The organism is Mannheimia bovis, from assembly GCF_014541205.1.
In the GTDB taxonomy this organism is placed as follows: Bacteria; Pseudomonadota; Gammaproteobacteria; order Enterobacterales; family Pasteurellaceae; genus Mannheimia; species Mannheimia bovis.
The window spans coordinates 1-26459 of record NZ_CP061280.1 but is presented as its reverse complement, the minus strand read 5'-3'; the positions used below and the strand labels follow the sequence as shown (position 1 = coordinate 26459).

The following is a 26459-nucleotide window of genomic DNA, read 5'->3' as shown; positions in this document are numbered from 1 at the left end:
TTCCTTCTAGTCAATTAAGCCTAATACTTTTTTTACTGGAGCAAAACTTTTGCGGTGGTAAGGTGTTGCTCCAAATTCAATTAACTTTTCAAAATGTAACTTAGTCGGGTAGCCTTTATGCTTGGCAAAACCGTATTGCGGAAATTGCTTATCCAATTCGTCCATTTCTTGATCACGTGCTACTTTGGCAATAATTGAAGCGGCACTGATTTCAGCAACTAAGCTATCGCCTTTAACCACCGCTTGTGTAGGCACAGAAAATAGTGGTGGGCGATTACCATCAACTAAGATGAAATCAGGCTGAATACGCAAACCAGCCACTGCACGTTGCATTGCCAGCATTGTGGCGTGAAGAATATTTAATTCATCAATTTCAGCCGGTTCAGCTCGACCAAGTGACCAGCTCAGAGCTTTTGCTTTGATTTCTTCTGCCAATGCTAAGCGTTTCTTTTCCGATAGTTTTTTAGAATCCATTAACCCTTCAATCGGATTATTAGGATCTAAAATCACCGCTGCGGTTACAACTGCTCCAACTAACGGACCTCGTCCAACTTCATCAACACCTGCAATCAATTTAGCATTTGGATAGATAAATTCGTTCATTATACGTCTTCTTTTCTAAAATGGCGTTGGCTTTTGGTTTCAGACAGGCTTTCAATTAAGCGGTGGTAATTTTCAAACCGAATTGCAGAAATTTTACCATTTTCGACCGCTTGTCTTAACTCACAGCCCGGGTCGTTTTTATGTTTGCAATCACGGAATTTGCAAGTGCCTAGCACTGATTGAAATTCACGATAGCCAAGCGTAATTTGTTCCGGCTCTAAATGCCATAATCCAAATTCACGAATGCCTGGCGAGTCAATTAATTGACCGCCTTGTGGTAAATGGTATAAACGTGAAGCGGTAGTAGTGTGTTGCCCCAATCCTGAATTATCACTTACAGATCCTGTGAGTGCATTGACTTCCGGCAGAAGCTGGTTAATAAGGCTCGATTTTCCTACACCCGATTGACCAACGAAAATGGACGTCCCTTTTGCAAGATATTGATGTAAAGCGTGCATATTCTCGCCGGTATCGGCGGATAGGCAAAGTGTTTCATAGCCAATATCTTCGTAAATTTTTAATTGTTCTTGAACGGCTTTTCGTTCTGTTTCATCAAGTAAATCAATTTTGTTCAGCACGATAAGAGCCGGGATATTGGCAGTTTCGCAAATGACTAAATAGCGATCAATAATATTGAGTGAAAGCGTAGGCACAACTGCTGACACGATGATGATTTGATCGATATTTGATGCCATTACTTTAATACCATCATAATAATCGGGGCGGGTAAGCTCATTTTTACGAGGGAATACAGCTTCAATCACGCCACTGATGCCCTGTAGCTGTTCACTGCCTTTACGCCAAGAAACACGATCACCCACCACTACATTTTTTAATGTACGGCGGATATTACAACGGAAAATTTCACCTGCTTCAGTTTCGACATCAGCGTGTTTAACGTGGCGAGTTACTACAATGCCTTGTTGCATTTCGCCCAGCATATCATCTTGCCATTCAATCTCTTTTTTATTGATACGCTTATGGTGATTAGACTTAATTCTACGTTGTTGATTGTGAGTTAGTTTTGGTTTACTCAAAGGAATACTCTGCTATTTAAAAATAGTGATGGCACTAGGATACTATAAAACCTATTTTTATAACAGATGAAAGTGAAAGAATAAAAGAGTATAAAAGCTAGAATAAATATAACGAATAATATAGAATGGCAAACAATCTTCTATATTTGTATCTGGATAGAAAAAACCGCCCAAAGCGGGCGGTTATAAACCAATATGGTTCAAAATATACAGGAAGTGAAACGAGTAACTAGGTTACTCCAGTCTAGTCTCCTAGACCAATATGCAAACACAACATCATACTTAAAATTTAGGAATAGAATAAATTCTATGACTATCCATTAAGTATTAGGAATATTCTATTGTTTCTACTTCCAGTCATCAACCGAATTTTTTTTATTTTAATCATCAGAAAAAATAATGGAATTGTTTTATTTTAGCAGTTAATTATATTTGAATACTATGAACAGAAAACTTCCACCACTCAATGCACTAAAAGCATTTGAATCTGCTGCTCGCCATCTGAATTTTACCAAAGCAGCAGAAGATCTCTTTGTAACCCAAGCTGCCGTTAGCCATCAAATTAAGTTATTAGAAGACTTTTTAGGGGCTTCGTTATTTCATCGTCGTAACCGTTTATTGGAATTAACGGAGTTAGGGGCACAATATTTCTACGAGGTGCAGCCTTTATTAGAACAAATTGCATTGGCAACCGATAAAGTGCGTCAGCAAAGCAGTCGTCAAATTCTCACTATCAGCGTGCCACAAACCTTTGGTATGCACTGGCTTGTACCACGTTTAGCCGATTTCCACGAAAAATATCCGGAGGTTGAAGTTCGCATTAAAGGTGTAGATCAAGATGAAGGGTTACTTGGCAAAGAAACCGATGTAGCAATTTATTATGGTAAAGGCGATTGGCAGGACTTGGAATCTATCCGTTTAACAGAATCTCGCATTGTGATTTTAGCCTCGCCCGAGTATTTATCGAAAAATCGCATTCAGTCGGCAAAAGATTTAGTTGATAAGCATTTGTTACACTCTTCTACTCATAATAAATGGAAAAGAATGGTAGAGCATCTTAATATTACAGATAAAGTTGATGCAGAAACAGGTTCTATTTTTAGTCATACGTTTATGGTATTGCAAGCGGCTATGCACCAACAAGGTGTAGCGATTGCGAATAAAGTTCTAGCCCAACACGAAATTGAAAAGGGGACGTTAATTGAGCCTTTCCCAACCGCATTATTTGATGAGAAATCGTTTTATGTTGTATATCCACCTCAATCAGCTCAAGTACCAAAAGTGAGATTTTTTGTAGAGTGGATACAACAAAAAATGGCAGAGTGCGAATAAATTGCCATATTTGCAAATTTTTTGAAAATTTTCACCGCTTGTAGTAATAAAAGGAAGATTATGAAATACCAATGGGTATTATTTGATGCTGATGAAACCTTATTTTCATTTAATTCTTATTTGGGCTTAAAAGCAATGTTAGCTCGTTATCAAATCGATTTTAGTGAGCAAGACTACCAAGATTTCCAAACTATTAATAAGCCACTTTGGGTTGCTTATCAGAATAATGAGATTACCGCACAAGATATTCAAACACGCCGTTTTGCGAAATTATCGGAACAAACGGGCGTTGAACCATTAAAATTAAACCAAGAATTAATGGCGGAAATGGCGTTGGTTAGTCAGCCGTTAGCGGGGGTGATGGAAACATTAAACACCTTGTATGGCAAAGTAAAAATGGGGATTATCACTAACGGTTTTACCGAATTACAGCAAAAGCGGTTAGATAATACTCAAACTTCACATTTTTTTGATATTGTAGTGATTTCGGAACAGATTGGAGCAGCCAAGCCGGATCGACAAGTATTCGATTATGCTTTTGCCTTAATGGACGAATTTGACCGCACTAAAGTGTTGATGGTAGGCGATACGCTCGCTTCTGATATTTTAGGTGGAAATAATTCGGGCATTGATACCTGTTGGCTTAATACATTCAATTTGGAAAATGATACGGATATCAAGCCTACTTATGAAATTCATTCAATTAACCAAATTATTAAGATTGTAGAAGGAACACAAGAATGAAACTACAGCAGCTACGTTACATTGTGGAAATAGTAAACCAAAATTTGAATATTACTGAAGCCGCGGAAGTGCTTTACACTTCTCAACCAGGCATTAGTAAGCAGGTTCGCTTATTAGAAAGTGAGCTGGGGGTTAATATTTTTGAACGTAACGGTAAGCACGTTAAAGGATTAACACCGGCGGGTGAGAAAATTGTAGCAATTGCCCGTGAGTTATTGGTTAAAGCTCAGAGTATTAAGTCTGTAGCAGAAGAGCAAACCCGCCCGAATAAAGGTGTATTAAGAATTGCGACCACTAATACTCAAGCTCGCTATATGTTGCCTGAAGTCATTGAAAAGTTCAAAGCTCGTTATCCGGAAGTGAGTTTGCATTTGCATCAAGGTTCGCCTAATCAAATTTATGATGCGTTAATGGCAGGCGAGGTGGATTTAGCCATCACTACAGAAGCACAATACTTATTTGAAGAAGCAATATTGCTGCCTTGCTATTGGTGGAATCGTTCAGTTATTGTTAAACCGGATCACCCATTGGCAACTTTTGTGAACCAAAGTCAAAATTTAACTGTCGAAGAATTAGGTAAATATGATTTGATCACCTATACCTTTGGGTTTACGGGGCAATCAGATTTAGATCACGCTTTCAATAAGGAAGGCATTTTGCCAAATATTGTGTTTACCGCAACCGATGCAGATGTGATTAAAACTTATGTCCGTTTAGGTTTAGGGGTCGGAATTATGGCATCAATGGCATATACTGAGGTGGATAAAGATTTAGTCGCAATCAATGCAAGTCATTTATTCCAACCAAGTATGACTCAAATCGCATTTAAACGAGGGACATTCCTTCGTAATTATATGTATGATTTTATTCATTATTTTTCGCCACATTTAACACGAGTGCAAGTGGAGAAAGCAGAACAATTGCGAGATAACAATGCGATCTCAAGATTGTTTGAACGTGTATCTTTAGAGGAGAAGTAGATGAAAATTTGGCAGAAACTTACCACTGTTATTATTGCAACATCAGGGTTAATTTCCACCGCTTACGCAGATAGCTACAATATTAAATATAGCTCAAATTACTTAATGCCAGCCTACATTAACTTCAATAATGGCGGAGGAAAATATAATATTCAAGCTAAAATCAACGTACCTTTGTACAATATTGTATTTACTGCAAAAGGAACAGAAAAAAACGGGCAGTTTGATATGTTAAGTTACCGAGATACGCGTAACGGTAAAACTTATGCAATGGCAGAAATTGATTCTAAAACAGTAAAATATGGAAAAGTAAAAGAGCCATTAAAAGAAGAAGCATTAACAATGCCAACTTATGATTTGTTTACTACTGCATTCCAGCTGAGCTATTACGATAAATTACCAACAAGTTTCCAAACTACGAACGGTAAAAAACTTTATCCAACGCCAAATGTGCAACTACGCAAATCACAAAAAGAAGTAAAATCGGGTGGGAAAACGTATCAAGAAATCACTTATAAGTTTAGAACCAGCGATAAAAAAGATATCACGGTTAAAAAATATGACGGAGAGAAATTCCCACGTTATATTTCCTACAGCCGAGATGGTGATAACTACGAGCTAACCTTCGATGGTTTTGTGAAGTAAAATATAATTTACAAGCGGTTGATTTTGTAAAATTTTTTGCAAAATCGACCGCTTGCAGATTTTGGATTAGCAAAAAAAATTGATTTGATGTAAACTACTATCCCGTCCTAATAGTTTCTTTTTATGAAAAGAAAACTTGTATTCTTAATTTCCAATCAAACTAATCAGCAAAGGCAATAACAATGACAACGAATTATATTTTCGTAACGGGCGGTGTTGTATCTTCTTTAGGTAAAGGTATTGCGGCAGCCTCTCTTGCGTCTATTCTTGAAGCTCGTGGGTTAAATGTAACCATTATGAAGCTCGATCCTTACATCAACGTTGATCCGGGTACAATGAGTCCAACTCAGCACGGCGAAGTGTTTGTAACGGAAGACGGTGCGGAAACCGATTTAGACTTAGGTCATTACGAGCGTTTTATTCGTTCAAAAATGAGCAAGGCGAACAACTTTACGAGCGGTAAAATCTATTCAGAAGTGTTGCGTAAAGAGCGTCGTGGCGACTATTTAGGTGCAACCATTCAAGTTATTCCACACATCACAAATGAAATTAAAGCACGCGTGCTTGAAGGTGGTAAAGGGCGTGATGTGGCAATTGTTGAAGTTGGTGGCACGGTAGGTGATATTGAATCACTGCCATTCTTAGAAGCACTACGCCAATTAGCAGTAGATATCGGGCGTGAGAAAACCTTATTTATGCACTTAACATTAGTGCCTTATATTCCAACCGCAGGCGAGGTAAAGACGAAGCCAACTCAACATTCGGTAAAAGAGTTGCTTTCAATCGGTATTCAGCCTGATGTATTAATTTGTCGTTCAGATCGAGCGATTCCTGAAAATGAGAAGAAAAAAATTGCTTTATTCTGTAACGTGCCGGAACGAGCAGTAGTTTCGTTAAAAGATGTAGATTCCATTTACCGTATTCCTGAATTGTTAAAATCACAGGGGCTAGATTCGTTTGTGTGCGAGCGTTTCCGCTTAGATTGTAAAGAAGCCGATCTGTCAGAGTGGGAGCAAGTGTTATATCGCCAAGCAAATCCAACGGGCGAAGTTACTATCGGTATGGTAGGCAAATATGTGGAATTGCCGGATGCCTATAAATCAGTAAACGAAGCATTAAAACACGCAGGTTTAACCAATCGCTTAACCGTTAATATTAAATATATTGATTCGCAAGATATTGAAACCAAAGGTACAGAATTATTAGCTGGTTTAGATGGCATTTTAGTGCCGGGTGGCTTTGGCTATCGTGGGGTGGAAGGCAAAATCCGCACCGCACAATATGCCCGTGAAAACAATATTCCTTACTTAGGTATCTGTTTAGGTATGCAGATTGCCTTAATTGAATATGCACGTAATGTGGCTGGTTTAACTGAAGCAAATTCTTCTGAATTTGATAAAAATTGCCCTCAGCCGGTAATTGGTTTAATTACCGAGTGGCAAGATGCCGATGGCAATGTAGAAACACGAACAGATGAGTCAGATTTAGGTGGCACAATGCGTTTAGGTTCGCAACAATGCCACTTAATTGAGGGTTCTAAAGCCCGTGAATTGTACGGAGCAGAAACGATTGAAGAGCGTCATCGCCACCGTTATGAAGTAAATAATAATTTATTACCTCAAATCGAAGCGGCAGGCTTAAAAGTAACGGGCTTATCAGCGGATCGTAAATTAGTGGAAATTATTGAAGTACCAAATCACCCTTGGTTTGTGGCGGCACAATTCCACCCTGAATTTACTTCAACCCCGCGTGATGGGCATCCATTATTCGCCGGTTTTGTAAAAGCAGCTAAAGACTATCAAGACAGTCGTATGGCTTAAATGTTATGCAAGCGGGCGTTTTTTGTAAAAATTTTACAAAAAATAACCGCTTGTTAATTACGAGATCTAAAAAAGGATAAATCAAATTGATTTATCCTTTTTATTATTCTTAATAGTAAGAGTGCTCGCCGTGTTGATGCTCGGTAATATCTCTTACACCAACCAACTCACCTGGGAATTGCATCAATAATTGTTTTTCAATCCCTTCTTTTAAGGTTACATCAACCATTGAACACCCATTGCAGCCACCACCAAATTGCAAAACTGCGTATTTATCTTCGGTTACTTCAATAAGCGTTACTTTACCACCGTGGCTGGCAAGTTGCGGGTTTACTTGGGTTTGAATAACATAATCTAAACGTTCGATGAATGGTGCATCATCAGCTACTTTACGCATTTTAGCATTAGGTGCTTTAAGTGTTAGCTGTGAGCCCATTGGATCGGTTACATAATCAATTTCTGCCTCATCTAAGAACGGTAGGCTTACATCATCCACAAAGGCAGAGAAACTGTTGAAAGTAAATTCTGTATCAGTTTCTTCTACTGCATTTGGTGGGCAGTAAGATACGCCACATTCTGCCCCTGGTGTGCCTGGATTTACTACAAAAATACGGATATTTGTACCTTCCTCTTGTTGCTCTAAAAGTCTTGCAAAATGGGCTTGTGCGGCATCTGATATTGAAATATGAATAGTTTGTTCTTCCATTTTATCCTGTCCTATAATTAAAATATTCTACAAAATTTATCAACTATTTTACGCCCGAATTTTAAAATTGCCTAGCTAAAATAGCCACCTATTTTTGAGATCAATTATTTTGCTGATAGTTTGAGGTAATAATTGCAAATTAAGAAGAAAATTTAACCGCTTGTATAAAAATTTCATACCTATTCATAGGTAGTATTTGATTTTGCTAGGTATAAATATTGATTTACTTCAAATTTTGGAAAAGGAAAAAGCAAAAATTCGGGGGTTTTTCTAGCCATAGGGGGACATTTTTAGGTAGAATAGACGATTATATTTTTAGTTAATCTTTTGTTAAAAAATAGCGAAAGATTATAGATCAGATTTGAGAACTTAATGTAGCTTTTGATAAGTGGGGGAATTCGTTTATCAAGTTCGGCTGCGGCTCAATAGAAGCGATTGCGTTATTCGCAATCATATTTTTAACCCAAAAGAAAAGTAGTGCAAACAATATGATTACAATCAAACAAGGCTTAGATCTTCCAATTGCGGGAAAACCTGAGCAAGTAATCCATAACGGTAATACCGTTACTGAAGTTGCTATGCTTGGTGAAGAATATGTGGGTATGCGTCCTTCAATGAAGGTGCGTGAAGGCGATGTAGTAAAGAAAGGTCAGGTGCTTTTTGAAGATAAAAAGAATCCGGGCGTTATTTTTACTGCTCCTGCAAGTGGAACCGTTACGGCAATTAACCGTGGCGAGAAACGTGTTCTTCAATCGGTAGTAATTAAAGTTGAGGGTGATGAGCAAATTACCTTTGCTCGTTATGATGCTAGTCAATTAGTGTCATTAACTTCAGAGCAAGTAAAACAAAACTTAGTTGAATCGGGCTTATGGACAGCGTTCCGTACTCGTCCATTCAGTAAAGTGCCTGCATTAGATGCAAATCCTTCATCAATTTTTGTCAATGCAATGGATACTAATCCACTTGCTGCAAATCCTGAAGTGATTATTGCAGAACATCAGCAAGCTTTCTTTGATGGCTTAACGGTATTAAGTCGTTTATTCGATGGTCAAAAAACCATTCACCTTTGCGGCGGTGAAGATTCTAATATTTTAAATGCGGCACAAAGCCGTCAAATTCAAAATGTGGAAACCAACCGTTTTAAAGGTCCTCACCCTGCCGGTCTTTCCGGTACACATATCCACTTTATCGATCCTGTCGGTGCAAGCAAACAAGTTTGGTATTTAAACTACCAAGATGTAATTGCTATCGGTAAATTATTCACTACAGGTGAGTTGTTTACAGATCGCGTTGTATCTTTAGCAGGTCCGCAAGTGAAAAATCCTCGTCTAGTGCGTACCCGTTTAGGAGCTAACTTGTCGCAACTAACAGCAGCTGAATTAAACGATGGTGAAAACCGAGTGATTTCAGGCTCTGTGTTAAGCGGTATGACAGCAGTAGGTCCACACGATTATTTAGGTCGCTATGCGTTACAAGTTTCAGCCTTATTAGAAGGGCGTGAAAAAGCATTCTTTGGAATGATTGCACCTTATGCGGATAAATACTCTATCACTCGTACTACTTTAGGTCACTTTGCGAAGAAATTATTTAATTTCACTACCGCAGTGCACGGTAGTGAGCGAGCGATGGTGCCAACAGGTGCTTATGAACGTGTAATGCCGTTAGATATTATTCCGACGTTGTTATTACGTGATTTAGCAGCGGGCGATACTGACTCTGCTCAAGCGTTAGGCTGTTTAGAGTTAGACGAAGAAGATTTAGCGTTATGTACTTTTGTGTGTTCAGGTAAAAACAACTGGGGACCATTATTACGTCAAGCGTTAGATAAGATCGAGAAGGATGGTTAAAAATGGGTTTGAAAAATCTTTTTGAAAAAATGGAACCCGCTTTCCATAAAGGTGGAAAGTATGAAAAGTATTATACGCTATTTGAAGCGGCATATACTATTTTCTATACGCCGGGTACAGTAACTCGCAAAGATGCCCACGTGCGTGATGCGATTGACTCTAAACGTATGATGTTAATTGTATGGTTAGCATTATTCCCGGCAATGTTCTACGGTATGTACAACGTGGGTAACCAAGGTATTCTTGCTGCTCTTCAAATGGGAACATTAACCGATTTAATTGCAAACAACTGGCATTATAGCCTTGCTGATAGCTTAGGTTCTGTAACCGACGCAGGTTGGGGAACTAAAATGCTATTAGGTGCGACTTATTTCCTACCAATCTACTTGACCGTATTTGCAGTGGGTGGTTTCTGGGAAGTTGTGTTTGCAATGGTGCGTAAGCACGAGATCAACGAAGGTTTCTTCGTAACCTCTATCTTACTTGCACTTATTGTTCCTCCAACATTACCGCTTTGGCAAGCTGCGTTAGCAACCACCTTCGGTGTTGTTGTGGCAAAAGAAGTATTCGGTGGTGTCGGTAAAAACTTTATGAACCCTGCATTAGCGGGTCGTGCATTCCTATTCTTCGCATACCCGGGTCAAATTTCCGGTGATGCAGTATGGGTAGCAGCAGACGGTTTCTCAGGTGCAACAGCTCTTTCTCAATGGGCTGTAGGCGGTGAAGCAGCATTAAAACACGTCGCAACAGGTGAAACAATCACTTGGATGGATGCGTTCTTAGGTAATATCCCGGGCTCTATCGGTGAAACCTCAACCTTAATGTTAATCATCGGTGCGGCAATCATTGTATTTGCCCGTATTGCATCTTGGAGAATCATTGCGGGTGTAATGATTGGTATGGCTGCAACTGCAACATTATTTAATGTTATCGGTTCAGAGACAAACCCATTATTCTCAATGCCTTGGCACTGGCACTTAGTTTTAGGTGGTTTTGCATTAGGTATGTTCTTTATGGCAACAGATCCTGTTTCTGCAGCATTTACCAACAAAGGTAAATGGGCTTACGGTATCTTAATTGGCTTTATGTGCGTTTTAATCCGTGTAGTCAATCCGGCATATCCTGAAGGTATGATGTTAGCGATCTTATTTGCTAACTTATTTGCACCGATCTTCGACTACTTAGTGGTTCAAGGTAATATCAAACGCAGATTAGCGAGGGTAGCAAACAATGGCTAAATTTAATAAAGATAGCGTTGGTGGCACACTAACCGTTGTTGTTCTATTAAGTTTAATCTGTTCTCTTGTCGTGGCGGGTGCTGCGGTGTTGTTAAAACCAACACAAGATATTCAGAAACAACTTGATAAACAGAAAAACATCTTACAAGCGGCTGGTTTATTGCAAGAAAAAACAAACGTGCAAGAAACCTATGCGAAATTCATCGAACCAAAAGTGGTTGATTTAGCAACAGGCGATTATGTTGATGTAGCAAACTTTGATGCACGTGCAGCAGCAAAAGATCCGGCAACCAGTGTTGCAATTGATCCGGCTGATGATAAAGCAAACATCAAAGTGCGTGCAAAATATGCTGAAGTTTACTTAGTAAAAGATGAAGCAGGTAAAACAACGCAAGTAGTATTACCAATGCACGGTAATGGTTTGTGGTCAATTATGTACGGTTTTGTAGCGGTTCAACCTGATGCAAACACAGTAAACGGTATCACTTACTATGAACAAGGTGAAACAGCCGGTCTTGGTGGTGAAATCGCAAATCCTAACTGGCAGAAGAACTTTGTAGGCAAGAAATTATTTAATGAGCAAAACGAGGTTGCTTTACGAGTAGGTAAAGGGGCTTCAGCAGATAAAGATCACGGTGTTGATGGTTTATCTGGTGCGACATTAACATCAAACGGTGTTGATGGCTCATTCAAATACTGGTTCGGTCAAAACGGATTTGGTCCATATTTAGCAAAATTTAAAGCAGCAATGGGAGCTAACTAATGGCAGACAACAATCTTAAAAAACTATTGTTATCGCCAGTTGTCGATAACAACCCTATCGCATTACAAATTTTAGGTGTCTGTTCTGCACTGGCAGTAACTACTCAGCTAAAAACAGCGATAGTGATGGCAATTGCAGTAAGTTTAGTAACTGGCTTTTCAAGTGCTGCTATTTCTGCTATTCGTAACTATATTCCGAATAGTATTCGTATTATTGTACAAATGGCAATTATTGCATCACTTGTAATTTTGGTTGACCAAATTTTACGTGCCTATGCTTACGATCTTTCAAAACAATTATCGGTATTCGTTGGTTTGATTATTACCAACTGTATCGTAATGGGTCGTGCAGAAGCATTTGCGATGAAGTCAGGTCCCGTTGAGAGTTTTGTTGATGGTATCGGTAATGGTTTAGGCTATGGTGCAGTACTTGTTATTGTTGCATTTTTACGTGAGTTAATTGGTTCAGGTAAACTTTTTGGCATCACTATATTTGAAACTGTGCAAAATGACGGTTGGTATCAAGCAAACGGTTTATTCTTATTAGCACCAAGTGCATTCTTCATTATCGGTTTCTTGATTTGGGGATTGAGAACTTGGAAACCGTCACAGGTGGAGAAATAATCAATGGAACATTATTTAAGTCTATTTGTTAAAGCTGTATTTGTTGAAAATATGGCACTTTCTTTCTTCCTTGGTATGTGTACATTCCTTGCGGTGTCTAAGAAAGTTTCAACAGCATTCGGTTTAGGGATTGCGGTAATTGTTGTACTTGGCATTTCTGTACCGGCTAACCAATTAGTGTACGAACACGTTTTAAAAGACGGTGCACTAGTTGAAGGTGTAGATTTAACCTTCTTAAACTTCATTACCTTCATTGGTGTTATTGCTGGTATCGTACAAATCCTAGAGATGGTATTAGATAAATACTTCCCTGCTTTATATAGTGCATTAGGTATTTTCTTACCGTTAATTACCGTAAACTGTGCGATCTTCGGTGGTGTATCATTTATGGTGCAACGTGAATACAACTTCACAGAATCTATCGTATATGGTATTGGTGCAGGTACAGGCTGGATGTTAGCAATCGTTGCCCTTGCAGGCTTAACCGAGAAAATGAAATATTCTGATGTTCCGGCAGGCTTACGTGGTTTAGGTATTACCTTTATCACAGCAGGCTTAATGGCGTTAGGCTTTATGTCATTCTCAGGCATTCAATTATAAGGAGCATATCGTGGATAGTAATTTTATTTTCGGTATTATCGCATTTACGGCTCTGGTATTAGTGCTTGCGGTGATTATCCTTTTCGCTAAATCTAAATTAGTAGATTCAGGCGACATCACAATCTCAATTAACAACGACCCTGAAAAAGGTATTACCTTACCGGCTGGCGGAAAATTACTGGGTGCTTTAGCAAGCAAAGGGATTTTCGTATCGTCAGCTTGTGGTGGTGGTGGCTCTTGTGGTCAATGTAAAGTACAGGTGAAATCTGGTGGTGGTGAAATTCTGCCGACAGAGTTATCACACATCTCGAAGAAAGAAGCGAAAGATGGCTGGCGTTTAGCGTGCCAAGTGAACGTGAAATCTTCAATGGATGTTGAATTACCTGAAGAAATCTTCGGCGTGAAAAAATGGCAATGTACCGTTATTTCTAACGACAACAAAGCTACCTTCATCAAAGAGCTTAAATTGGCAATTCCTGAAGGCGAAGAAGTACCATTCCGTGCAGGTGGTTATATCCAAATTGAAGCAGAACCGCACACAGTTAATTATAAAGACTTCGATATTCCAAAAGAGTACCACGAAGACTGGGATAAATTTAACTTATGGCGTTATGTGTCAAAAGTGGACGAACATATTATCCGTGCTTACTCAATGGCTTCATACCCAGAAGAAAAAGGCATTATTATGCTGAACGTGCGTATCGCAACGCCACCACCACGTAACCCTGATGTTCCACCGGGTCAAATGTCTTCATACATTTGGTCTCTGAAAGCGGGCGATAAAGTAACGATCTCTGGTCCATTCGGCGAATTCTTTGCGAAAGATACCGATGCAGAAATGGTATTTATCGGTGGTGGTGCAGGTATGGCACCAATGCGTTCACACATTTTCGACCAATTAAAACGTCTGAAATCAAAACGCAAAATGACCTTCTGGTATGGTGCACGTTCAGAGCGTGAAATGTTCTATACGGAAGACTTCGATATGCTACAAGCAGAAAACGAAAACTTCAAATGGTATGTGGCACTTTCTGATCCATTACCTGGCGACCGTGAAGACTACTATCGTGGCTTCATTCATAACGTGCTTTATGAAAACTACCTCAAAAATCACGAAGCACCTGAAGACTGCGAATACTATATGTGTGGTCCTCCGGTGATGAATGCAGCCGTAATTGGTATGCTGAAGAGCTTAGGTGTTGAAGACGAAAACATCTTATTAGATGATTTCGGTGGTTAATCTTTAACTTCCATATAATCACAAGCGGTTGATTTTGCAAAATTTTTTGTAAAATTGACCGCTTGATTTAGTTCATATCATCAAATTTCCTTGAGGGAATTTAATAATATGAATTGTAAGGGCGGAACATTTGCCCTAAATAAGTTGTTAATGGGCGAATGTGATTCGCCCCTACGGAGTCATTTGTGAAATTAAAAGCACTTCTATCTTTTGCAATTTTTTCGCTGTTTTTGACCGCTTGTGAAAAAGCCCCTGAGCAAATAACCTTACAAGGTAAAACAATGGGCACTACTTACACGGTAAAATATATTGATAATGGAGAGGTAAAAAATTTAGCTTCATCGGATACAATAAAAAGTGAGTTGGATCAATTATTGATTGAAGTGAACAATCAAATGTCCACCTATCAGCAAGATTCGGAAATCAGCCGTTTTAATCAGCTCAAACAAGCTAATCAAGCGGTTGAAATTTCGCAAGATTTTGCAAAAGTAGTGGAAGAGGCTATTCGCTTAAACAAAATGACAGAAGGAGCATTAGATGTAACTGTTGGACCTTTGGTCAATTTGTGGGGTTTTGGTCCCGATAAACGCTTAAACAAAATCCCTTCCGATGAACAGATCAAAGAGCGTTCCAGCTATGTGGGGATTGATAAAATTAGCCTAAAAACAGACAGTAAGCCAACACTTACCAAGAGCGAGCCTAATCTTTATTTAGATTTATCCTCTATTGCGAAAGGTTTTGGTGTAGATAAATTATCAGAACATCTTGAAAAAATAGGCTTGAGCAACTACTTAGTCGAGATTGGTGGTGAGTTGCGTGGTAAAGGCAAAAATTTGCAAGGTTTAGATTGGCGAATTGCTATTGAACAGCCTATAATGGAGCAAGCACAATCGGTACAAATTACCGTGCCTTTACATAATTTAGGAATGGCAACATCGGGCAATTATCGTAATTATTTTGAAGATGAAAACGGCAACCGCCTTTCACATATTATTGATCCTCAGAAATTAAGTCCGGTAAGCCACAACTTAGCTTCAATTACCGTACTTGCCCCAACAACGATGACGGCAGACGGATTATCAACAGGTTTATTTGTATTAGGTGCGCAAAAAGCGTTAGCCCTTGCAGAGCGTGAAAAATTAGCGATATTTTTAATTGTTAAAAGCGGCGACAAGTTTGAAACACAAATGTCGAGCGAATTTAAAAAATTAACTCAATCACAATAGTTGGAGTGGAAAATGGAAACTGTATTATTAACCTTTGGATTTTTTGTTGCCGTGATTTTTGCAATGTCGATCGGTTTTATTGTAAAAGGCAAAACGATTAAAGGCAGTTGTGGTGGTATTACGGCTTTAGGTATGAAAAAAATGTGCGACTGTGAAGAGCCTTGCGATAACTTAAAGTCAAAAATCGCAGATGGCACGGCTGATCCTGAAGAAGTGGCACGTTTTAATAAAGAGCCACAATTTTACGAAGTGAAGTAATTTAGCTTTACAGCCTAAATTTTATATCTATGTATAAGCGGTATGATTTGCAAAGTTTTTTGCAAATTTCACCGCTTGTTGCTTTTATAATTAAGCAATTTTTATAACTAACCAAATGTGCTTCGCCTTAACCGAAGTTACGGGAGACTTATGACAATTCAATTAACCTCAATAACTTATGACACGCATTTTCCTAAATTAAGTCCGCAACAACTTGCGGAAAACAGCAAGAAAAAAGTGATTATCGGAATGTCAGGTGGAGTGGATTCCTCCGTCTCTGCTTTTATTCTTCAACAACAAGGCTATCAAGTGGAAGGCTTGTTTATGAAAAACTGGGAAGAAGATGATGACACCGATTACTGCACTGCTGCTGCTGATTTGGCAGATGCTCAAGCGGTTGCCGATAAGCTCGGAATGAAACTGCATAAGATTAATTTTGCGGCAGAATATTGGGATAATGTGTTTGAATATTTCCTTGCAGAGTATAAAGCAGGACGTACGCCAAACCCCGATATTTTGTGTAATAAAGAGATCAAATTCAAAGCCTTTTTGGAATATGCGGCAGAAGATCTTGGGGCAAATTACATTGCAACAGGGCATTATGTTCGCCGTAGTTTTGATGAAAATGCCAAATTATTGCGTGGCTTGGATGAAAATAAAGATCAAAGTTATTTTCTCTATGCGTTAAACAAAAAGCAGATCGGACAGAGCTTATTCCCTGTCGGCGAAATCGAAAAACCGATTGTGCGTGCGATTGCGGAAGATCTGGGGTTAGCTACAGCGAAGAAAAAAGATTCTACCGGGATCTGTTTTATCGGCGAACGTAAATTCAAAGATTTCTTGGCTCGCTACCTGCCGGCTCAACCGGGCGAAATTCGCACCGTTGATGGTAAAGTAGTTGGTCGCCACGATGGCTTGATGTACCATACACTTGGTCAGCGTAAAGGTTTAGGCATTGGTGGTGTGAAAGGCTTGAGTGAAGATCCATTTTATGTGGTAGAAAAAGATCTGATTAATAATGTTTTGGTAGTCGCTCAAGGGCACGATAATTCAGCACTACTTTCAACAGGTTTAATTGCAAAGCAGCTTACTTGGGTAGATATGCAGCCACTGCGTGAAAATTTACGTTGTACGGTGAAAACTCGTTATCGTCAGGCAGATATTCCGTGTGAAATTCAAGTGATTGATGATGAAACCATTCGAGTGATATTTGATGAGCCACAAATTGCGGTAACACCAGGGCAATCTGCTGTGTTTTATTTAGGCGAAGTTTGCTTAGGCGGTGGAATTATTGAAGAACAACTAAAATAGTTGTAAATAAATATTGAAATATTTTGCATATTTATGCAAAATAGAGGGAAATTAAGGCGGTAAAACGCCTTTTTCATTTTGATAATATACAAGGAATACACTATGGCTCTTTGGGGTGGACGTTTTACACAACAAGCAGATGCAAAATTTAAATATTTTAACGACTCACTACGTTTCGATTATCGTTTAGCCATTCAAGATATTGAAGGCTCAATTGGCTGGGCAAAAGCGATTACTTCAGTCGGTATTTTAACGGAATCCGAACTTGAAAAATTGATCGCTGCACTAAAAGAAGTGCAAGCAGAAGTAGAATCTAACCTGACGATTATTTTAAAAGATGATGCGGAAGATATTCACAGCTGGGTAGAATCTAAGCTAATCGAAAAAGTGGGCGATTTAGGTAAAAAATTGCACACAGGTAGAAGCCGTAATGACCAAGTGGCGGTGGATATTAAAATGTGGTGTAAAGTGCAAGCAGTCGCTCTACAAGAGCGTATTCGAGCGTTACAAGAACGTTTGGTCTCTGTAGCAGATGAAAATCAAGGTTCTGTAATGCCGGGTTACACTCATTTACAACGTGCTCAACCTGTTACTTTTGCCCACTGGTGTATGGCATATTATGAGATGCTTGAGCGTGATTTCAGCCGTTTAGCCGATGCGAATAAACGTATGAGCACTTGCCCACTTGGCTCGGGTGCATTGGCTGGAACGGCTTACGGTATTGATCGTGATTTATTAGCTCGTGATTTAGGCTTTGAAGAAGCGACACGTAATAGTTTAGACAGCGTGTCAGACCGTGACCATATTTTAGAACTTCTTTCAACCGCTTCGATCAGTATGGTGCATTTATCACGTTTTGCCGAAGATTTGATTATTTTCAACAGTGGCGAATCGGGTTTTCTTGAAATGTCTGATCGTGTAACCTCTGGGTCATCATTAATGCCGCAGAAGAAAAACCCCGATGCTTGCGAGCTTATTCGTGGTAAATCAGGGCGGGTATTTGGTGCTTTAACGGGCTTGTTAACCACCTTAAAAGGTTTACCGCTTGCTTATAATAAAGATATGCAAGAAGATAAAGAAGGAATTTTTGATGCGTTAGAAACGTGGCAGGCTTGCTTAGAAATTGCCGAATTAGTGCTGGTTGATATCCAAGTGAATACTGAACGTACCCGTGAAGCAGCTCAACAGGGTTATGCGAATGCAACGGAATTAGCAGATTATTTAGTTGCGAAAGGCGTACCATTCCGTGAAGCACATCATATTGTGGGCGAAGCGGTTGTGTATGCAATCAGCAAAAAAGAGCCGCTTGAGGCACTCAGCATTAGCGAGTTCCAGCAATTCCATCACACAATTAATGATGATGTTTACCCGATTTTGTCATTAGAATCTTGCTTAGAAAAACGTTGTGCCAAAGGTGGTGTTAATCCACAGCGTGTTGCCGAAGCGATTGCGGCGGCAAAACTTTCTTTAGCCTCTTAATTATTTTTTAGATACAAGCGGTCGTATTTTTAACAAAATTTGTAAGAAATTTTGTAAATATGACCGCTTATACATTTAATTTTCAAATTTTTGCTCGTTAAGATTGCAAAATGGGCATTACCTCTTTAAACTTTCGAATAATTTTTTGAATTTTATTTCCACTATTTTATTTCAAGAGTGTTGTATGACCGAATCAGTTAACCCTATTCAGGAACAGCCTAATTCAGCTCTTAGTTTAGGGCAGCAGTTAAGAACGGCTCGTGAGGCATTAAATCTTTCCATTGCAGAAGTGGCTCAAAAAACAAATCTAAAAAAATCACATATTGAGTCTATTGAAAATGATATTTTTATTTTAAAAAATGTTGCTCCAACTTTTGTGCGTGGTTATGTACGTAATTATGTGAAATTTTTACGTTTGCCGGAATCGTTAGTTTCTTCTGTTAATTATGGCGAAGTAACCATTCCGAAAGAGGTTACAAAAGTTTCGCCTATAAAACCATCATCAAACTCTCAAGGCAAAGCCTTGAAATATTTAACAATATTTGTGCTTTTAGCTGCGTTAGGTATGACGCTTTTATGGTGGTGGCAAGGCTATCAAAAAGATCAGGAAAACCGTGAACAGCTTGTTAATTCAGCTCCTGTTGCTGAAACAACAAATACCGCATCTGTTGAGCTAGGTAATCAAGTTTCTGTGCCTGTTCAACAGCCAATTCAAGTGCAAGAACCTGAAACGGCTACAGTTGCAGAGCCTACACCATCTCAAACAGTAGAGCTAAGCCAGCAGGAAAATGCAACAACGCAGACTGTTGAACCGCCAAAACCTGAAACGGAAGCAGTTGTTGAACCGGCGAATATTCTCCAGCAGCCGCAAGCAACAACAGAAGCTGAAGCTACAATAGAACAACCGGTAGTGGTAGGCAATGATGAGTTACGTATTGAAGTTACAGGCTCGCAAAGCTGGATTACGGTCAGAAATGCGAAAAATAAACGTTTAGCTGAAAAGCTCTATAATAATGGCGAAGTATTAACCTTTAATGAGAACGAGCAATATCGCTTAACCATTGGTGCACCGGCAAATGTAAAAATTTATTACAAAGGGCAGGAAGTACCATTAAAGATTGATGGTCGAGTAGCTCGTATTCGTTTGCCATTACAATAATCTTTTAAGAATAAAAACGCACGTAAAATAGTTACTTAGTATTGTTATTTTACGAGCGTTTTCTGCTTTATAACTTTTAACTAAAATTTAAGAATATGATACATCAATCTCCAATTAAACGTCGGGTATCGAAAAAAATCTATGTCGGCAATGTGCCGGTAGGGGGCGATGCACCCATTTCAGTACAGTCGATGACAAATACCCGTACCACCGATGTGGAAGCAACTGTCGCTCAAATTAGATCTTTAGAGCGTGTGGGGGCAGATATTGTGCGTGTTTCTGTTCCAACAATGGATGCGGCAGAAGCCTTCAAAGTAATTAAACAGCAAGTCAATGTACCATTAGTAGCGGATATTCATTTTGACTATCGTATCGCGTTAAAAGTTGCTGAATATGGCGTGGATTGTTTGCGTATTAACCCGGGTAATATCGGCAATGAAGAGCGTATTCGTGCAGTAGTCGATTGTGCCAGAGATAAAAATATTCCAATCCGCATTGGGGTAAATGCAGGATCACTTGAGCGAGATCTACAAGAAAAATATGGTGAACCCACACCGCAAGCGTTGTTAGAATCAGCATTACGCCACGTTGATCATCTCGATCGTCTTAATTTCGATCAGTTCAAAGTGAGTGTAAAAGCCTCAGATGTATTTCTAGCGGTCGAATCTTACCGACTTCTTGCAAAACAGATCGACCAACCTCTCCATTTAGGGATCACAGAAGCAGGTGGAGCAAGAGCCGGCTCGGTTAAATCTGCAGTGGGTTTGGGGTTATTATTAGCCGAGGGCATTGGCGATACTTTGCGTGTTTCTTTGGCGGCAGATCCTGTGGAAGAAATTAAAGTGGGTTTTGATATTTTGAAATCATTACGTATTCGTTCACGCGGTATTAATTTTATTGCTTGCCCAACTTGCTCACGCCAAGAAATTGATGTGATTGCAACGGTAAATGAGCTAGAGCAGCGTTTAGAAGATATTATTACCCCGATGGACGTTTCCATTATTGGTTGTGTGGTAAACGGACCGGGTGAGGCATTAATTTCCGATTTGGGTGTAACCGGCAGTAATAAAATGAGCGGCTTCTATTTAGATGGTGTTCGTCAAAAAGAGCGTTTTGATAATGCAAAATTAATCGACCAATTAGAAGCTAAAATCCGTGCTAGAGTAGCACAGCAAAATAACCGTATAGATATTGTAAATAAATAGGAATAAGATAGTGGCAAAAACAATTCAAGCAATTCGTGGAATGAACGATTGCTCTCCAACAGAGTCTCCATTATGGCAATGGGTTGAAGAAAAAGTACGTGATGTACTGGCAAGTTATGGTTATTCAGAAGTACGTATGCCGATTGTGGAAAGTACACCTTTATTTGCTCGTGCGATTGGCGAAGTTACCGATGTGGTTTCAAAAGAAATGTACACCTTTTGGGATAATGATGAGCAATTAACGCTCCGTCCTGAAGGTACCGCAGGTTGCGTGCGTGCTGCGATTGAACGTGGTTGGATCTACAATAATGAACAGCGTTTATGGTATATGGGACCAATGTTTCGCCACGAACGTCCACAAAAAGGGCGTTACCGCCAATTCCACCAAGCAGGTGTGGAAGTATTTGGGATCCCTAATCCGGAAATTGACGCAGAATTAATTATTTTAACTGCTCGCTTGTGGAAAGAATTAGGCATTGATCGGCACGTTTCTTTGCAACTAAACTCAATAGGTTCGTTAGAAGCTCGTGCAAATTACCGCTCTGCATTGGTAAATTTTTTACAAAATCACACCGCTTTAATGAGTGAAGAAGAGAAAGAGCGTTTGGTGAAAAATCCGCTGCGTATTTTAGACACTAAAAACGATGCCTTACAACAAGTGCTAAACGATGCACCGAAACTACTTGATTATTTAGATGATGACAGCCGTGAGCATTTTTCACAACTCTGTTCATTACTTGATGCAATGGGCATTGCTTATGAAATCAACCCGAAATTGGTGCGTGGTTTAGATTACTATAATAAGACTGTATTTGAATGGGTAACTTCAGCGTTAGGCTCACAAGGCACAGTCTGTGGTGGTGGTCGTTATGACGGCTTAGTTGAACAGCTAGGCGGACACGCAACACAAGGCGTAGGATTTGCAATGGGTTTAGAGCGTTTAGTGCTACTTGTGCAAGAGGTAAATAAAGAAATTGATTTACCAAAAGCGGTTGATGTGTATATCGTCTTCTCTGGTGAAGGCTCAACGGTAAATGCGTTCCAACTTGCAGAACAAATTCGCACCGAATTACCACAACTTCGAGTAATGAGCCACTGCTCAGGTGGTAAATTCCAAAAACAATTTAAACGAGCAGACAAAGTAGAAGCCAAGATCGCATTGGTTATCGGCGAAAGTGAAGTGGCGGAAAAGCAAGTTGTGATTAAAGACTTACGTTCAGGTGCGGAGCAAATCACTATTGCTCAATCAGAGCTGATTGCTGAGCTTAATAAACGATTTTAGGAGAGAAAATGAGCAACGAATATTTAAATAAAACCGAAGAACAGCAGTTTGAAGATGCCAAAAACTGGTTCAAAGAGAATGGCACACCGATTTTAGTCGCGATTATTTTAGCTTGTGCTGCAACTGCCGGTTGGAACTTCTGGAAAAATCATCAATTAGAAACCGCTCAAAAAACATCGGCAACTTACCAAAATGTGATGGAAAGCTATTTGCAAAACCCAAGCAAAAATCAACCGCTTGTTGAGAAGTTTATCGCTGATAACAAAGATTCGAGCTATGCAACCTTTGCTCAATTTGAAGCAGCAAAACAAGCGGTCGAAAAAGGTGATTTTTCTGCAGCAAAAGTGGCGTTGCAATCAGCTTTAACACATTCGGATTCCACGTTACAATCCATAGCTCGTTTTCGTTTAGCACAGGTGGATTACCAATTAAAATCTTATGACGAAGCCCTTGCAAGCCTCGCTCAAATTCAAGATAAAGCGTGGGAATTGCGTAAGCAAATCCTAACAGGCGATATTCTTACTGCAAAAGGCGATATTCCAGCTGCAAAATCTGCTTACGAACAAGCCAAAGCAAATGCAGCTCCTCAAGAACAAACTTTGATTGATGTGCGTTTGAATAATTTATAACTAAAAAGCCTGATTGAAAAGTAAGTCAATCAGGCTTTTATTTTAGTAACCTATTAAGTTTGTAAAATAGCCAATGAAAAAAGAGCTTATTAAAAATGTCATAAAGCCTTTCTTTAAAAAGAATGGATTTTCTAATAAGGGCATCAATTTTTATAAAGATGTTGAGCATTTTCATCTCAAGGTTTGGCTTCAAAGCCAGCGATATTATAAGGAAGAGGGGAAAGAAAAATTTCGCCTAAATTTTGAGGCTTATATACCAGAATTTAATGAAAAAGTATGGGAGCGTAGCTTCGCAGAAAACTTTATTGGAGAAGAAGATGGTGGCTGGGTAGTGCTTACATCTTCTACATATTATGCGGATATTTCAGATTGGTTAAATCAAAAACTAAAAGAAAAATTAGCTGATATTATTGAGAGAATGCAAGTTAATAATTTGCTATTGAGTTTTGAAGATAGTTCATTCTTTGATGAACGCTATCCATTCCTGCTTAAAAAATATCAACCTAAAAAATACCCTATGTGGTTGGAAGCTGCAAAGCAGGAATTAGAAAATCTGCGTTTGCAAATTAAAGCATTAGCAAGCCAACAGGAAGAACAGTACAAGCGAGAAAAATCGTTAGATCGAGACTTAAAATTAACTGGGATCAATATGCAGCTAGTCAAATTAGAATGGCGAGAGGAACGCACCGAAAAAGTTATTAATTTTATGGAAAATTTAATATTAGCATAGCACTATGGCAAAGCGTATTTTTGATAATCAAGGTAATAGCTTTAAAATTAACCTTGCTTTACACAATCACGGTATCAGTTTCTTGAATATAGATTATGACGAAGTAGAGCCTATAGTTATTGTCTTGAGTGATTTATTTACCCCTTTTGATGATATTGCGGATTGGTTATTAGATATTCATCGTCATCAAGGAGAACATAAGCTCGTTATTGATGAAGAGGGGCGTTTTACATCACTTTTTGCTAAAAGTATCAATAATGATGAGCTATTGCTTAATATTTGCCGTGCTCATTCTGATATCTTATTGGCAACATTTAATAAAGAGCCGTTTTTGAAATTGTTTAAAAATGAACTTCATCGTTTTCTAAGGCAAGATTTCGATAGCCAAAAATTTGGCGGACGTTATGATGAACAGAAGCCTTTAAAAGACAATACCAAAGAGAGGTTATTAAACCACCCGTTTTTAAAATCAGATTGATGTAAAAAAGCCCTGTAAATACAGGGCTTTCCATTGATATTATCTTTTATAATCGCATCGGCATAATCACATATTCTGCCGAGCTGTTGTCGCAATCTTCAATTAAGCAACTCGAGCTGGAATCGACTAAGCTGAAACGTACTCGTTGGCATTTTAGCGTATTGAGTACATCTAGCACATAGCTGACATTGAAGCCTACTTCCATTTCCGGACTGTCGTAGGCAACATCAATTATTTCTTCTGCTTCTTCTTGCTCTGGGTTATTGGCGGTAATTTTAAGTAGATTGTTGCTTAGCGTTAAACGCACGCCTCTGAATTTCTCGTTTGAAAGAATAGCCGCACGCATTAATGCACGTTTTAACGTTTCGGTATCCGCTTCTAAAATGCGATCTGCGTTGCGAGGAAGAACTCGGCGGTAGTCAGGGAATCTGCCGTCAATTAATTTTGATGTAAAGACAATGCCGTTCATTGTAATACGGATATTGCTTGAGCCAATCTCTAAACGCACTTCTTCATTGCTGGCAGATACTAAACGTGAAAGTTCAAGTACCGCTTTGCGTGGCACAATAACCGAATGAGTTAAAAGTTCTTGGTTTAGCACCATTGTGCAAACGGCTAAACGGTGTCCGTCTGTAGCAACGGTGCGTAATAAATTGCCTTCTGTTTCAAACTTCATTCCGTTTAAGAAATAGCGAGCATCTTGATTTGCCATTGAGAATTGGGTTGCATCAATTAAGCGAGCAAGCGTTGCTTGTTTAATGGAGAAATCCACTTCTGGCTTCCAATCCATTAAATTAGGGTAGTCGCTGGCAGGTAAAGTGGCTAAGCTAAATTTACTGCGTCCTGCTTTGATAATGGCTTTATCTTCTTCAAATTCAACGGAGATCACGCTGTCATCAGGCAAACTTTTGCTGATGTCTAAGAATTTTTTAGCTGGAATGGTAAATTTTCCTGCAAAATCGACCGCTTGTAGCAGTTGAGCTTGGGTGGTTAATTCAACTTCTAAATCCGTTCCAGTTAAAGATAAACGATCGCCTTCAATTTCTAATAAAATATTGTTAATTACAGGCAAAGTTGGGCGACTGCTTAATACACCACATACTTGCTGTAAAGGCTTGAGTAATTGGTCCCTAGTAATCGTAATTTGCATAATCATTCCTTTCTTCTTAACAACTTAAGATGATAATTTACGCGTTAAATTTATATAGTCTTCTTGAATACCGCTTTCGGTATCACGCAATTCATTAATGGTTTTGCAAGCGTGCAATACGGTGGTGTGATCCCGTCCGCCAAACTCTCTGCCAATTTCAGGCAAGCTATGGTTCGTGAGCTCTTTTGCTAATGCCATTGCCATTTGGCGAGGGCGAGCGACGCTTCTTGCACGACTTTTTGATTTAATATCCGCTACTTTAATGCCGTAATATTCCGCCACAATGCGTTGAATATTTTCAATCGTAATCAAGTAATCGAATGAGGCGAATAGGTCTTGTAAGGTTTCACGCACGGCATCAACGGTAATTGGGCGAAGTGTAAGTTTCTGCCACGCAATCACACGGTTTAACGCACCTTCTAATTCACGCACATTAGTACGGAGTTTCTGCCCCATTAAATATGCTGCATCTTCTTGCAAGTCTGCACCTCGCTCTAAGGCTTTTTGGCGAAGAATTGCCACACGAGTTTCTAATTCAGGTGGCTCAATGGTTGCACTAATGCCGCCACTTAAGCGAGATTTAATTGCGGTATCAATTTTATCAATATTCTTAGGCAGAACATCAGAGGTTAGAATAATCTGCTTTCTCTGCTCAAATAAAGCATTGAGTAGATGTAAAAATTCTTCTTGTACTTTTGGTTTGTTGGCAAGAAATTGAATATCATCAATCATTAAAACATCAAGCGAGCGGTAGAATTTTTTGATTTTTTCCGCATCGTTATTTGAGCTGTTGATGGCTTTGATAATATCACGGTAAAAACGCTCAAGATGGATATAAAGCACTCGCACGGTTGGATTGCGTTTAACCAATTCATTACCGATAGCGTGCAATAAGTGGGTTTTACCTAAACCTGTGCCAGCATAGAAAGAGAGCGGATTACAATGGCTTTCGCCTAAATTATCCACCACCTGTTGAGCCACTAATTTTGCCAGTTGGTTTGAACGACCTTGTACGAAATTATCAAATGTTTGGTGCGGATTTAGCCCTGTTTTAAAGCCTGTATTGCTAAATTCTGAAGGCTCATTTTTTGAGCTAATTTGTGGTTTTGGTTGCTCAGTAGGTTTTATACCCACTCTTAAATTAACAACTAAATTATCGTTTTTAGATAAAAAACGAGCTAGTTCAGTAATTTCCGCTAAAAATTTATCTTTAACCCAGTTTTCAACAAATTGATTTTGAGCGTAAAGTGTGAGTTCCCCATTATCAGAACTGGCTTGCAGAGGGCGTAGCCAAGTGCTGTAGTCAGTTGGCGATACTTTCGTTTGTAAGTGATTAAGGCAATCAGACCAAAGGGAAGACACAATTTGCTCCAA

Annotated in this window: 26 protein-coding genes; 21 read left to right on the top strand and 5 right to left on the bottom strand. The window is 39.2% G+C overall.

Features of this window, described 5'->3' with window-relative positions; genetic code table 11:
* Window positions 1-6 precede the first annotated feature (6 nt).
* Complete coding sequence (gene rnhB, locus ICJ55_RS00130; protein WP_188157657.1) at window positions 7-606, bottom strand: ribonuclease HII; 600 nt, start codon at window positions 604-606, stop codon at window positions 7-9.
* Window positions 603-1640, bottom strand: a complete 1038-nt coding sequence (rsgA, locus tag ICJ55_RS00125; protein ID WP_188156800.1) for a small ribosomal subunit biogenesis GTPase RsgA — start codon at window positions 1638-1640, stop codon at window positions 603-605. Before rsgA ends, rnhB begins: the two co-directional genes overlap by 4 nt.
* 441 nt (window positions 1641-2081) lie before the next feature.
* On the opposite strand from rsgA, the gene ICJ55_RS00120 reads away from it, so the two are divergent.
* The 5 genes from ICJ55_RS00120 to pyrG all read left to right on the top strand — a co-directional run bounded on the left by ICJ55_RS00120 (window position 2082) and on the right by pyrG (window position 7161).
* Window positions 2082-2972 carry a transcriptional regulator GcvA gene (locus ICJ55_RS00120; protein WP_188156799.1) on the top strand — a complete coding sequence of 297 codons (891 nt, stop codon included), beginning with the start codon at window positions 2082-2084 and terminating at the stop codon, window positions 2970-2972.
* Window positions 2973-3032: 60 nt separating this feature from the next.
* A complete protein-coding gene (gene yjjG, locus ICJ55_RS00115; RefSeq protein ID WP_188156798.1) occupies window positions 3033-3716 on the top strand; it encodes a pyrimidine 5'-nucleotidase in 684 nt (227 codons plus the stop codon).
* On the top strand, window positions 3713-4696 hold the full coding sequence (gene cysB, locus ICJ55_RS00110) for an HTH-type transcriptional regulator CysB (protein ID WP_188156797.1): 984 nt from the start codon (window positions 3713-3715) through the stop codon (window positions 4694-4696). Before yjjG ends, cysB begins: the two co-directional genes overlap by 4 nt.
* The gene (locus ICJ55_RS00105; protein ID WP_025236580.1) at window positions 4697-5341 is read left to right on the top strand and encodes a hypothetical protein; all 645 of its coding nucleotides are present in this window, start codon (window positions 4697-4699) and stop codon (window positions 5339-5341) included.
* A gap of 182 nt (window positions 5342-5523) precedes the next feature.
* Entirely contained in the window at window positions 5524-7161 is a 1638-nt protein-coding gene (gene pyrG, locus ICJ55_RS00100) for a glutamine hydrolyzing CTP synthase (protein WP_188156796.1), read from the top strand.
* 109 nt (window positions 7162-7270) lie between these two features.
* Here pyrG and nfuA read toward each other — a convergent pair whose 3' ends face one another.
* The gene (gene nfuA / locus ICJ55_RS00095) at window positions 7271-7867 is read right to left on the bottom strand and encodes a Fe-S biogenesis protein NfuA (protein ID WP_188156795.1); all 597 of its coding nucleotides are present in this window, start codon (window positions 7865-7867) and stop codon (window positions 7271-7273) included.
* A gap of 488 nt (window positions 7868-8355) precedes the next feature.
* Here nfuA and ICJ55_RS00090 point away from each other — a divergent pair, with 488 nt between their 5' ends.
* The 16 genes from ICJ55_RS00090 to ICJ55_RS00015 all read left to right on the top strand — a co-directional run bounded on the left by ICJ55_RS00090 (window position 8356) and on the right by ICJ55_RS00015 (window position 23935).
* Window positions 8356-9714 (top strand): Na(+)-translocating NADH-quinone reductase subunit A, encoded by a 1359-nt coding sequence (locus ICJ55_RS00090; RefSeq protein WP_188156794.1) that lies wholly within the window; start codon window positions 8356-8358, stop codon window positions 9712-9714.
* A gap of 2 nt (window positions 9715-9716) precedes the next feature.
* Window positions 9717-10952 (top strand): NADH:ubiquinone reductase (Na(+)-transporting) subunit B, encoded by a 1236-nt coding sequence (locus ICJ55_RS00085; protein ID WP_188156793.1) that lies wholly within the window; start codon window positions 9717-9719, stop codon window positions 10950-10952.
* Window positions 10945-11715 carry a Na(+)-translocating NADH-quinone reductase subunit C gene (locus tag ICJ55_RS00080; protein WP_188156792.1) on the top strand — a complete coding sequence of 257 codons (771 nt, stop codon included), beginning with the start codon at window positions 10945-10947 and terminating at the stop codon, window positions 11713-11715. The genes ICJ55_RS00085 and ICJ55_RS00080 overlap by 8 nt, the downstream gene beginning before the upstream one ends.
* Entirely contained in the window at window positions 11715-12338 is a 624-nt protein-coding gene (locus tag ICJ55_RS00075; protein WP_188156791.1) for an NADH:ubiquinone reductase (Na(+)-transporting) subunit D, read from the top strand. The genes ICJ55_RS00080 and ICJ55_RS00075 overlap by 1 nt, the downstream gene beginning before the upstream one ends.
* 3 nt (window positions 12339-12341) lie before the next feature.
* Window positions 12342-12938, top strand: a complete 597-nt coding sequence (gene nqrE, locus ICJ55_RS00070) for an NADH:ubiquinone reductase (Na(+)-transporting) subunit E (protein WP_188156790.1) — start codon at window positions 12342-12344, stop codon at window positions 12936-12938.
* Between the two features lie 10 nt (window positions 12939-12948).
* On the top strand, window positions 12949-14178 hold the full coding sequence (gene nqrF / locus ICJ55_RS00065) for an NADH:ubiquinone reductase (Na(+)-transporting) subunit F (RefSeq protein WP_188156789.1): 1230 nt from the start codon (window positions 12949-12951) through the stop codon (window positions 14176-14178).
* A gap of 185 nt (window positions 14179-14363) precedes the next feature.
* Complete coding sequence (locus ICJ55_RS00060; protein WP_188156788.1) at window positions 14364-15404, top strand: FAD:protein FMN transferase; 1041 nt, start codon at window positions 14364-14366, stop codon at window positions 15402-15404.
* Between the two features lie 12 nt (window positions 15405-15416).
* Window positions 15417-15662, top strand: coding sequence for a (Na+)-NQR maturation NqrM (gene nqrM, locus ICJ55_RS00055; protein ID WP_006250397.1), 246 nt, complete (start codon window positions 15417-15419; stop codon window positions 15660-15662).
* 150 nt (window positions 15663-15812) lie between these two features.
* Complete coding sequence (gene mnmA, locus ICJ55_RS00050) at window positions 15813-16973, top strand: tRNA 2-thiouridine(34) synthase MnmA (protein ID WP_188156787.1); 1161 nt, start codon at window positions 15813-15815, stop codon at window positions 16971-16973.
* 102 nt (window positions 16974-17075) lie between these two features.
* Entirely contained in the window at window positions 17076-18452 is a 1377-nt protein-coding gene (argH, locus tag ICJ55_RS00045) for an argininosuccinate lyase (RefSeq protein ID WP_188156786.1), read from the top strand.
* A 184-nt stretch (window positions 18453-18636) separates the two neighbouring features.
* Window positions 18637-19611, top strand: coding sequence for a RodZ domain-containing protein (locus ICJ55_RS00040; RefSeq protein WP_188156785.1), 975 nt, complete (start codon window positions 18637-18639; stop codon window positions 19609-19611).
* Window positions 19612-19706: 95 nt separating this feature from the next.
* Window positions 19707-20816, top strand: a complete 1110-nt coding sequence (gene ispG / locus ICJ55_RS00035) for a flavodoxin-dependent (E)-4-hydroxy-3-methylbut-2-enyl-diphosphate synthase (RefSeq protein ID WP_188156784.1) — start codon at window positions 19707-19709, stop codon at window positions 20814-20816.
* A 10-nt stretch (window positions 20817-20826) separates the two neighbouring features.
* Window positions 20827-22098 (top strand): histidine--tRNA ligase, encoded by a 1272-nt coding sequence (hisS, locus tag ICJ55_RS00030; RefSeq protein WP_188156783.1) that lies wholly within the window; start codon window positions 20827-20829, stop codon window positions 22096-22098.
* Window positions 22099-22106: 8 nt separating this feature from the next.
* On the top strand, window positions 22107-22727 hold the full coding sequence (locus ICJ55_RS00025; RefSeq protein WP_188156782.1) for a YfgM family protein: 621 nt from the start codon (window positions 22107-22109) through the stop codon (window positions 22725-22727).
* Between the two features lie 73 nt (window positions 22728-22800).
* On the top strand, window positions 22801-23457 hold the full coding sequence (locus ICJ55_RS00020; protein ID WP_188156781.1) for a DUF4304 domain-containing protein: 657 nt from the start codon (window positions 22801-22803) through the stop codon (window positions 23455-23457).
* A 4-nt stretch (window positions 23458-23461) separates the two neighbouring features.
* Window positions 23462-23935 (top strand): hypothetical protein, encoded by a 474-nt coding sequence (locus ICJ55_RS00015; protein WP_188156780.1) that lies wholly within the window; start codon window positions 23462-23464, stop codon window positions 23933-23935.
* A gap of 46 nt (window positions 23936-23981) precedes the next feature.
* Here the strand turns inward: ICJ55_RS00015 and dnaN are convergent, their stop codons facing one another.
* Both dnaN and dnaA read right to left on the bottom strand, forming a co-directional pair.
* A complete protein-coding gene (gene dnaN, locus ICJ55_RS00010) occupies window positions 23982-25085 on the bottom strand; it encodes a DNA polymerase III subunit beta (protein WP_188156779.1) in 1104 nt (367 codons plus the stop codon).
* A 24-nt stretch (window positions 25086-25109) separates the two neighbouring features.
* Window positions 25110-26459, bottom strand: a complete 1350-nt coding sequence (gene dnaA / locus ICJ55_RS00005; protein WP_188156778.1) for a chromosomal replication initiator protein DnaA — start codon at window positions 26457-26459, stop codon at window positions 25110-25112.

Coding starts and splice junctions, on each gene's coding strand:
- ICJ55_RS00120 (WP_188156799.1), top strand. CDS start 2,082: ATGAACAGAAAACTTCCACCACTCAATGCACTAAAAGCATTTGAATCT.
- yjjG (WP_188156798.1), top strand. CDS start 3,033: ATGAAATACCAATGGGTATTATTTGATGCTGATGAAACCTTATTTTCA.
- cysB (WP_188156797.1), top strand. CDS start 3,713: ATGAAACTACAGCAGCTACGTTACATTGTGGAAATAGTAAACCAAAAT.
- ICJ55_RS00105 (WP_025236580.1), top strand. CDS start 4,697: ATGAAAATTTGGCAGAAACTTACCACTGTTATTATTGCAACATCAGGG.
- pyrG (WP_188156796.1), top strand. CDS start 5,524: ATGACAACGAATTATATTTTCGTAACGGGCGGTGTTGTATCTTCTTTA.
- nfuA (WP_188156795.1), bottom strand. CDS start 7,867: ATGGAAGAACAAACTATTCATATTTCAATATCAGATGCCGCACAAGCC.
- ICJ55_RS00090 (WP_188156794.1), top strand. CDS start 8,356: ATGATTACAATCAAACAAGGCTTAGATCTTCCAATTGCGGGAAAACCT.
- ICJ55_RS00085 (WP_188156793.1), top strand. CDS start 9,717: ATGGGTTTGAAAAATCTTTTTGAAAAAATGGAACCCGCTTTCCATAAA.
- ICJ55_RS00080 (WP_188156792.1), top strand. CDS start 10,945: ATGGCTAAATTTAATAAAGATAGCGTTGGTGGCACACTAACCGTTGTT.
- ICJ55_RS00075 (WP_188156791.1), top strand. CDS start 11,715: ATGGCAGACAACAATCTTAAAAAACTATTGTTATCGCCAGTTGTCGAT.
- nqrE (WP_188156790.1), top strand. CDS start 12,342: ATGGAACATTATTTAAGTCTATTTGTTAAAGCTGTATTTGTTGAAAAT.
- nqrM (WP_006250397.1), top strand. CDS start 15,417: ATGGAAACTGTATTATTAACCTTTGGATTTTTTGTTGCCGTGATTTTT.
- mnmA (WP_188156787.1), top strand. CDS start 15,813: ATGACAATTCAATTAACCTCAATAACTTATGACACGCATTTTCCTAAA.
- argH (WP_188156786.1), top strand. CDS start 17,076: ATGGCTCTTTGGGGTGGACGTTTTACACAACAAGCAGATGCAAAATTT.
- ICJ55_RS00040 (WP_188156785.1), top strand. CDS start 18,637: ATGACCGAATCAGTTAACCCTATTCAGGAACAGCCTAATTCAGCTCTT.
- ispG (WP_188156784.1), top strand. CDS start 19,707: ATGATACATCAATCTCCAATTAAACGTCGGGTATCGAAAAAAATCTAT.
- ICJ55_RS00025 (WP_188156782.1), top strand. CDS start 22,107: ATGAGCAACGAATATTTAAATAAAACCGAAGAACAGCAGTTTGAAGAT.
- ICJ55_RS00020 (WP_188156781.1), top strand. CDS start 22,801: ATGAAAAAAGAGCTTATTAAAAATGTCATAAAGCCTTTCTTTAAAAAG.
- ICJ55_RS00015 (WP_188156780.1), top strand. CDS start 23,462: ATGGCAAAGCGTATTTTTGATAATCAAGGTAATAGCTTTAAAATTAAC.
- dnaN (WP_188156779.1), bottom strand. CDS start 25,085: ATGCAAATTACGATTACTAGGGACCAATTACTCAAGCCTTTACAGCAA.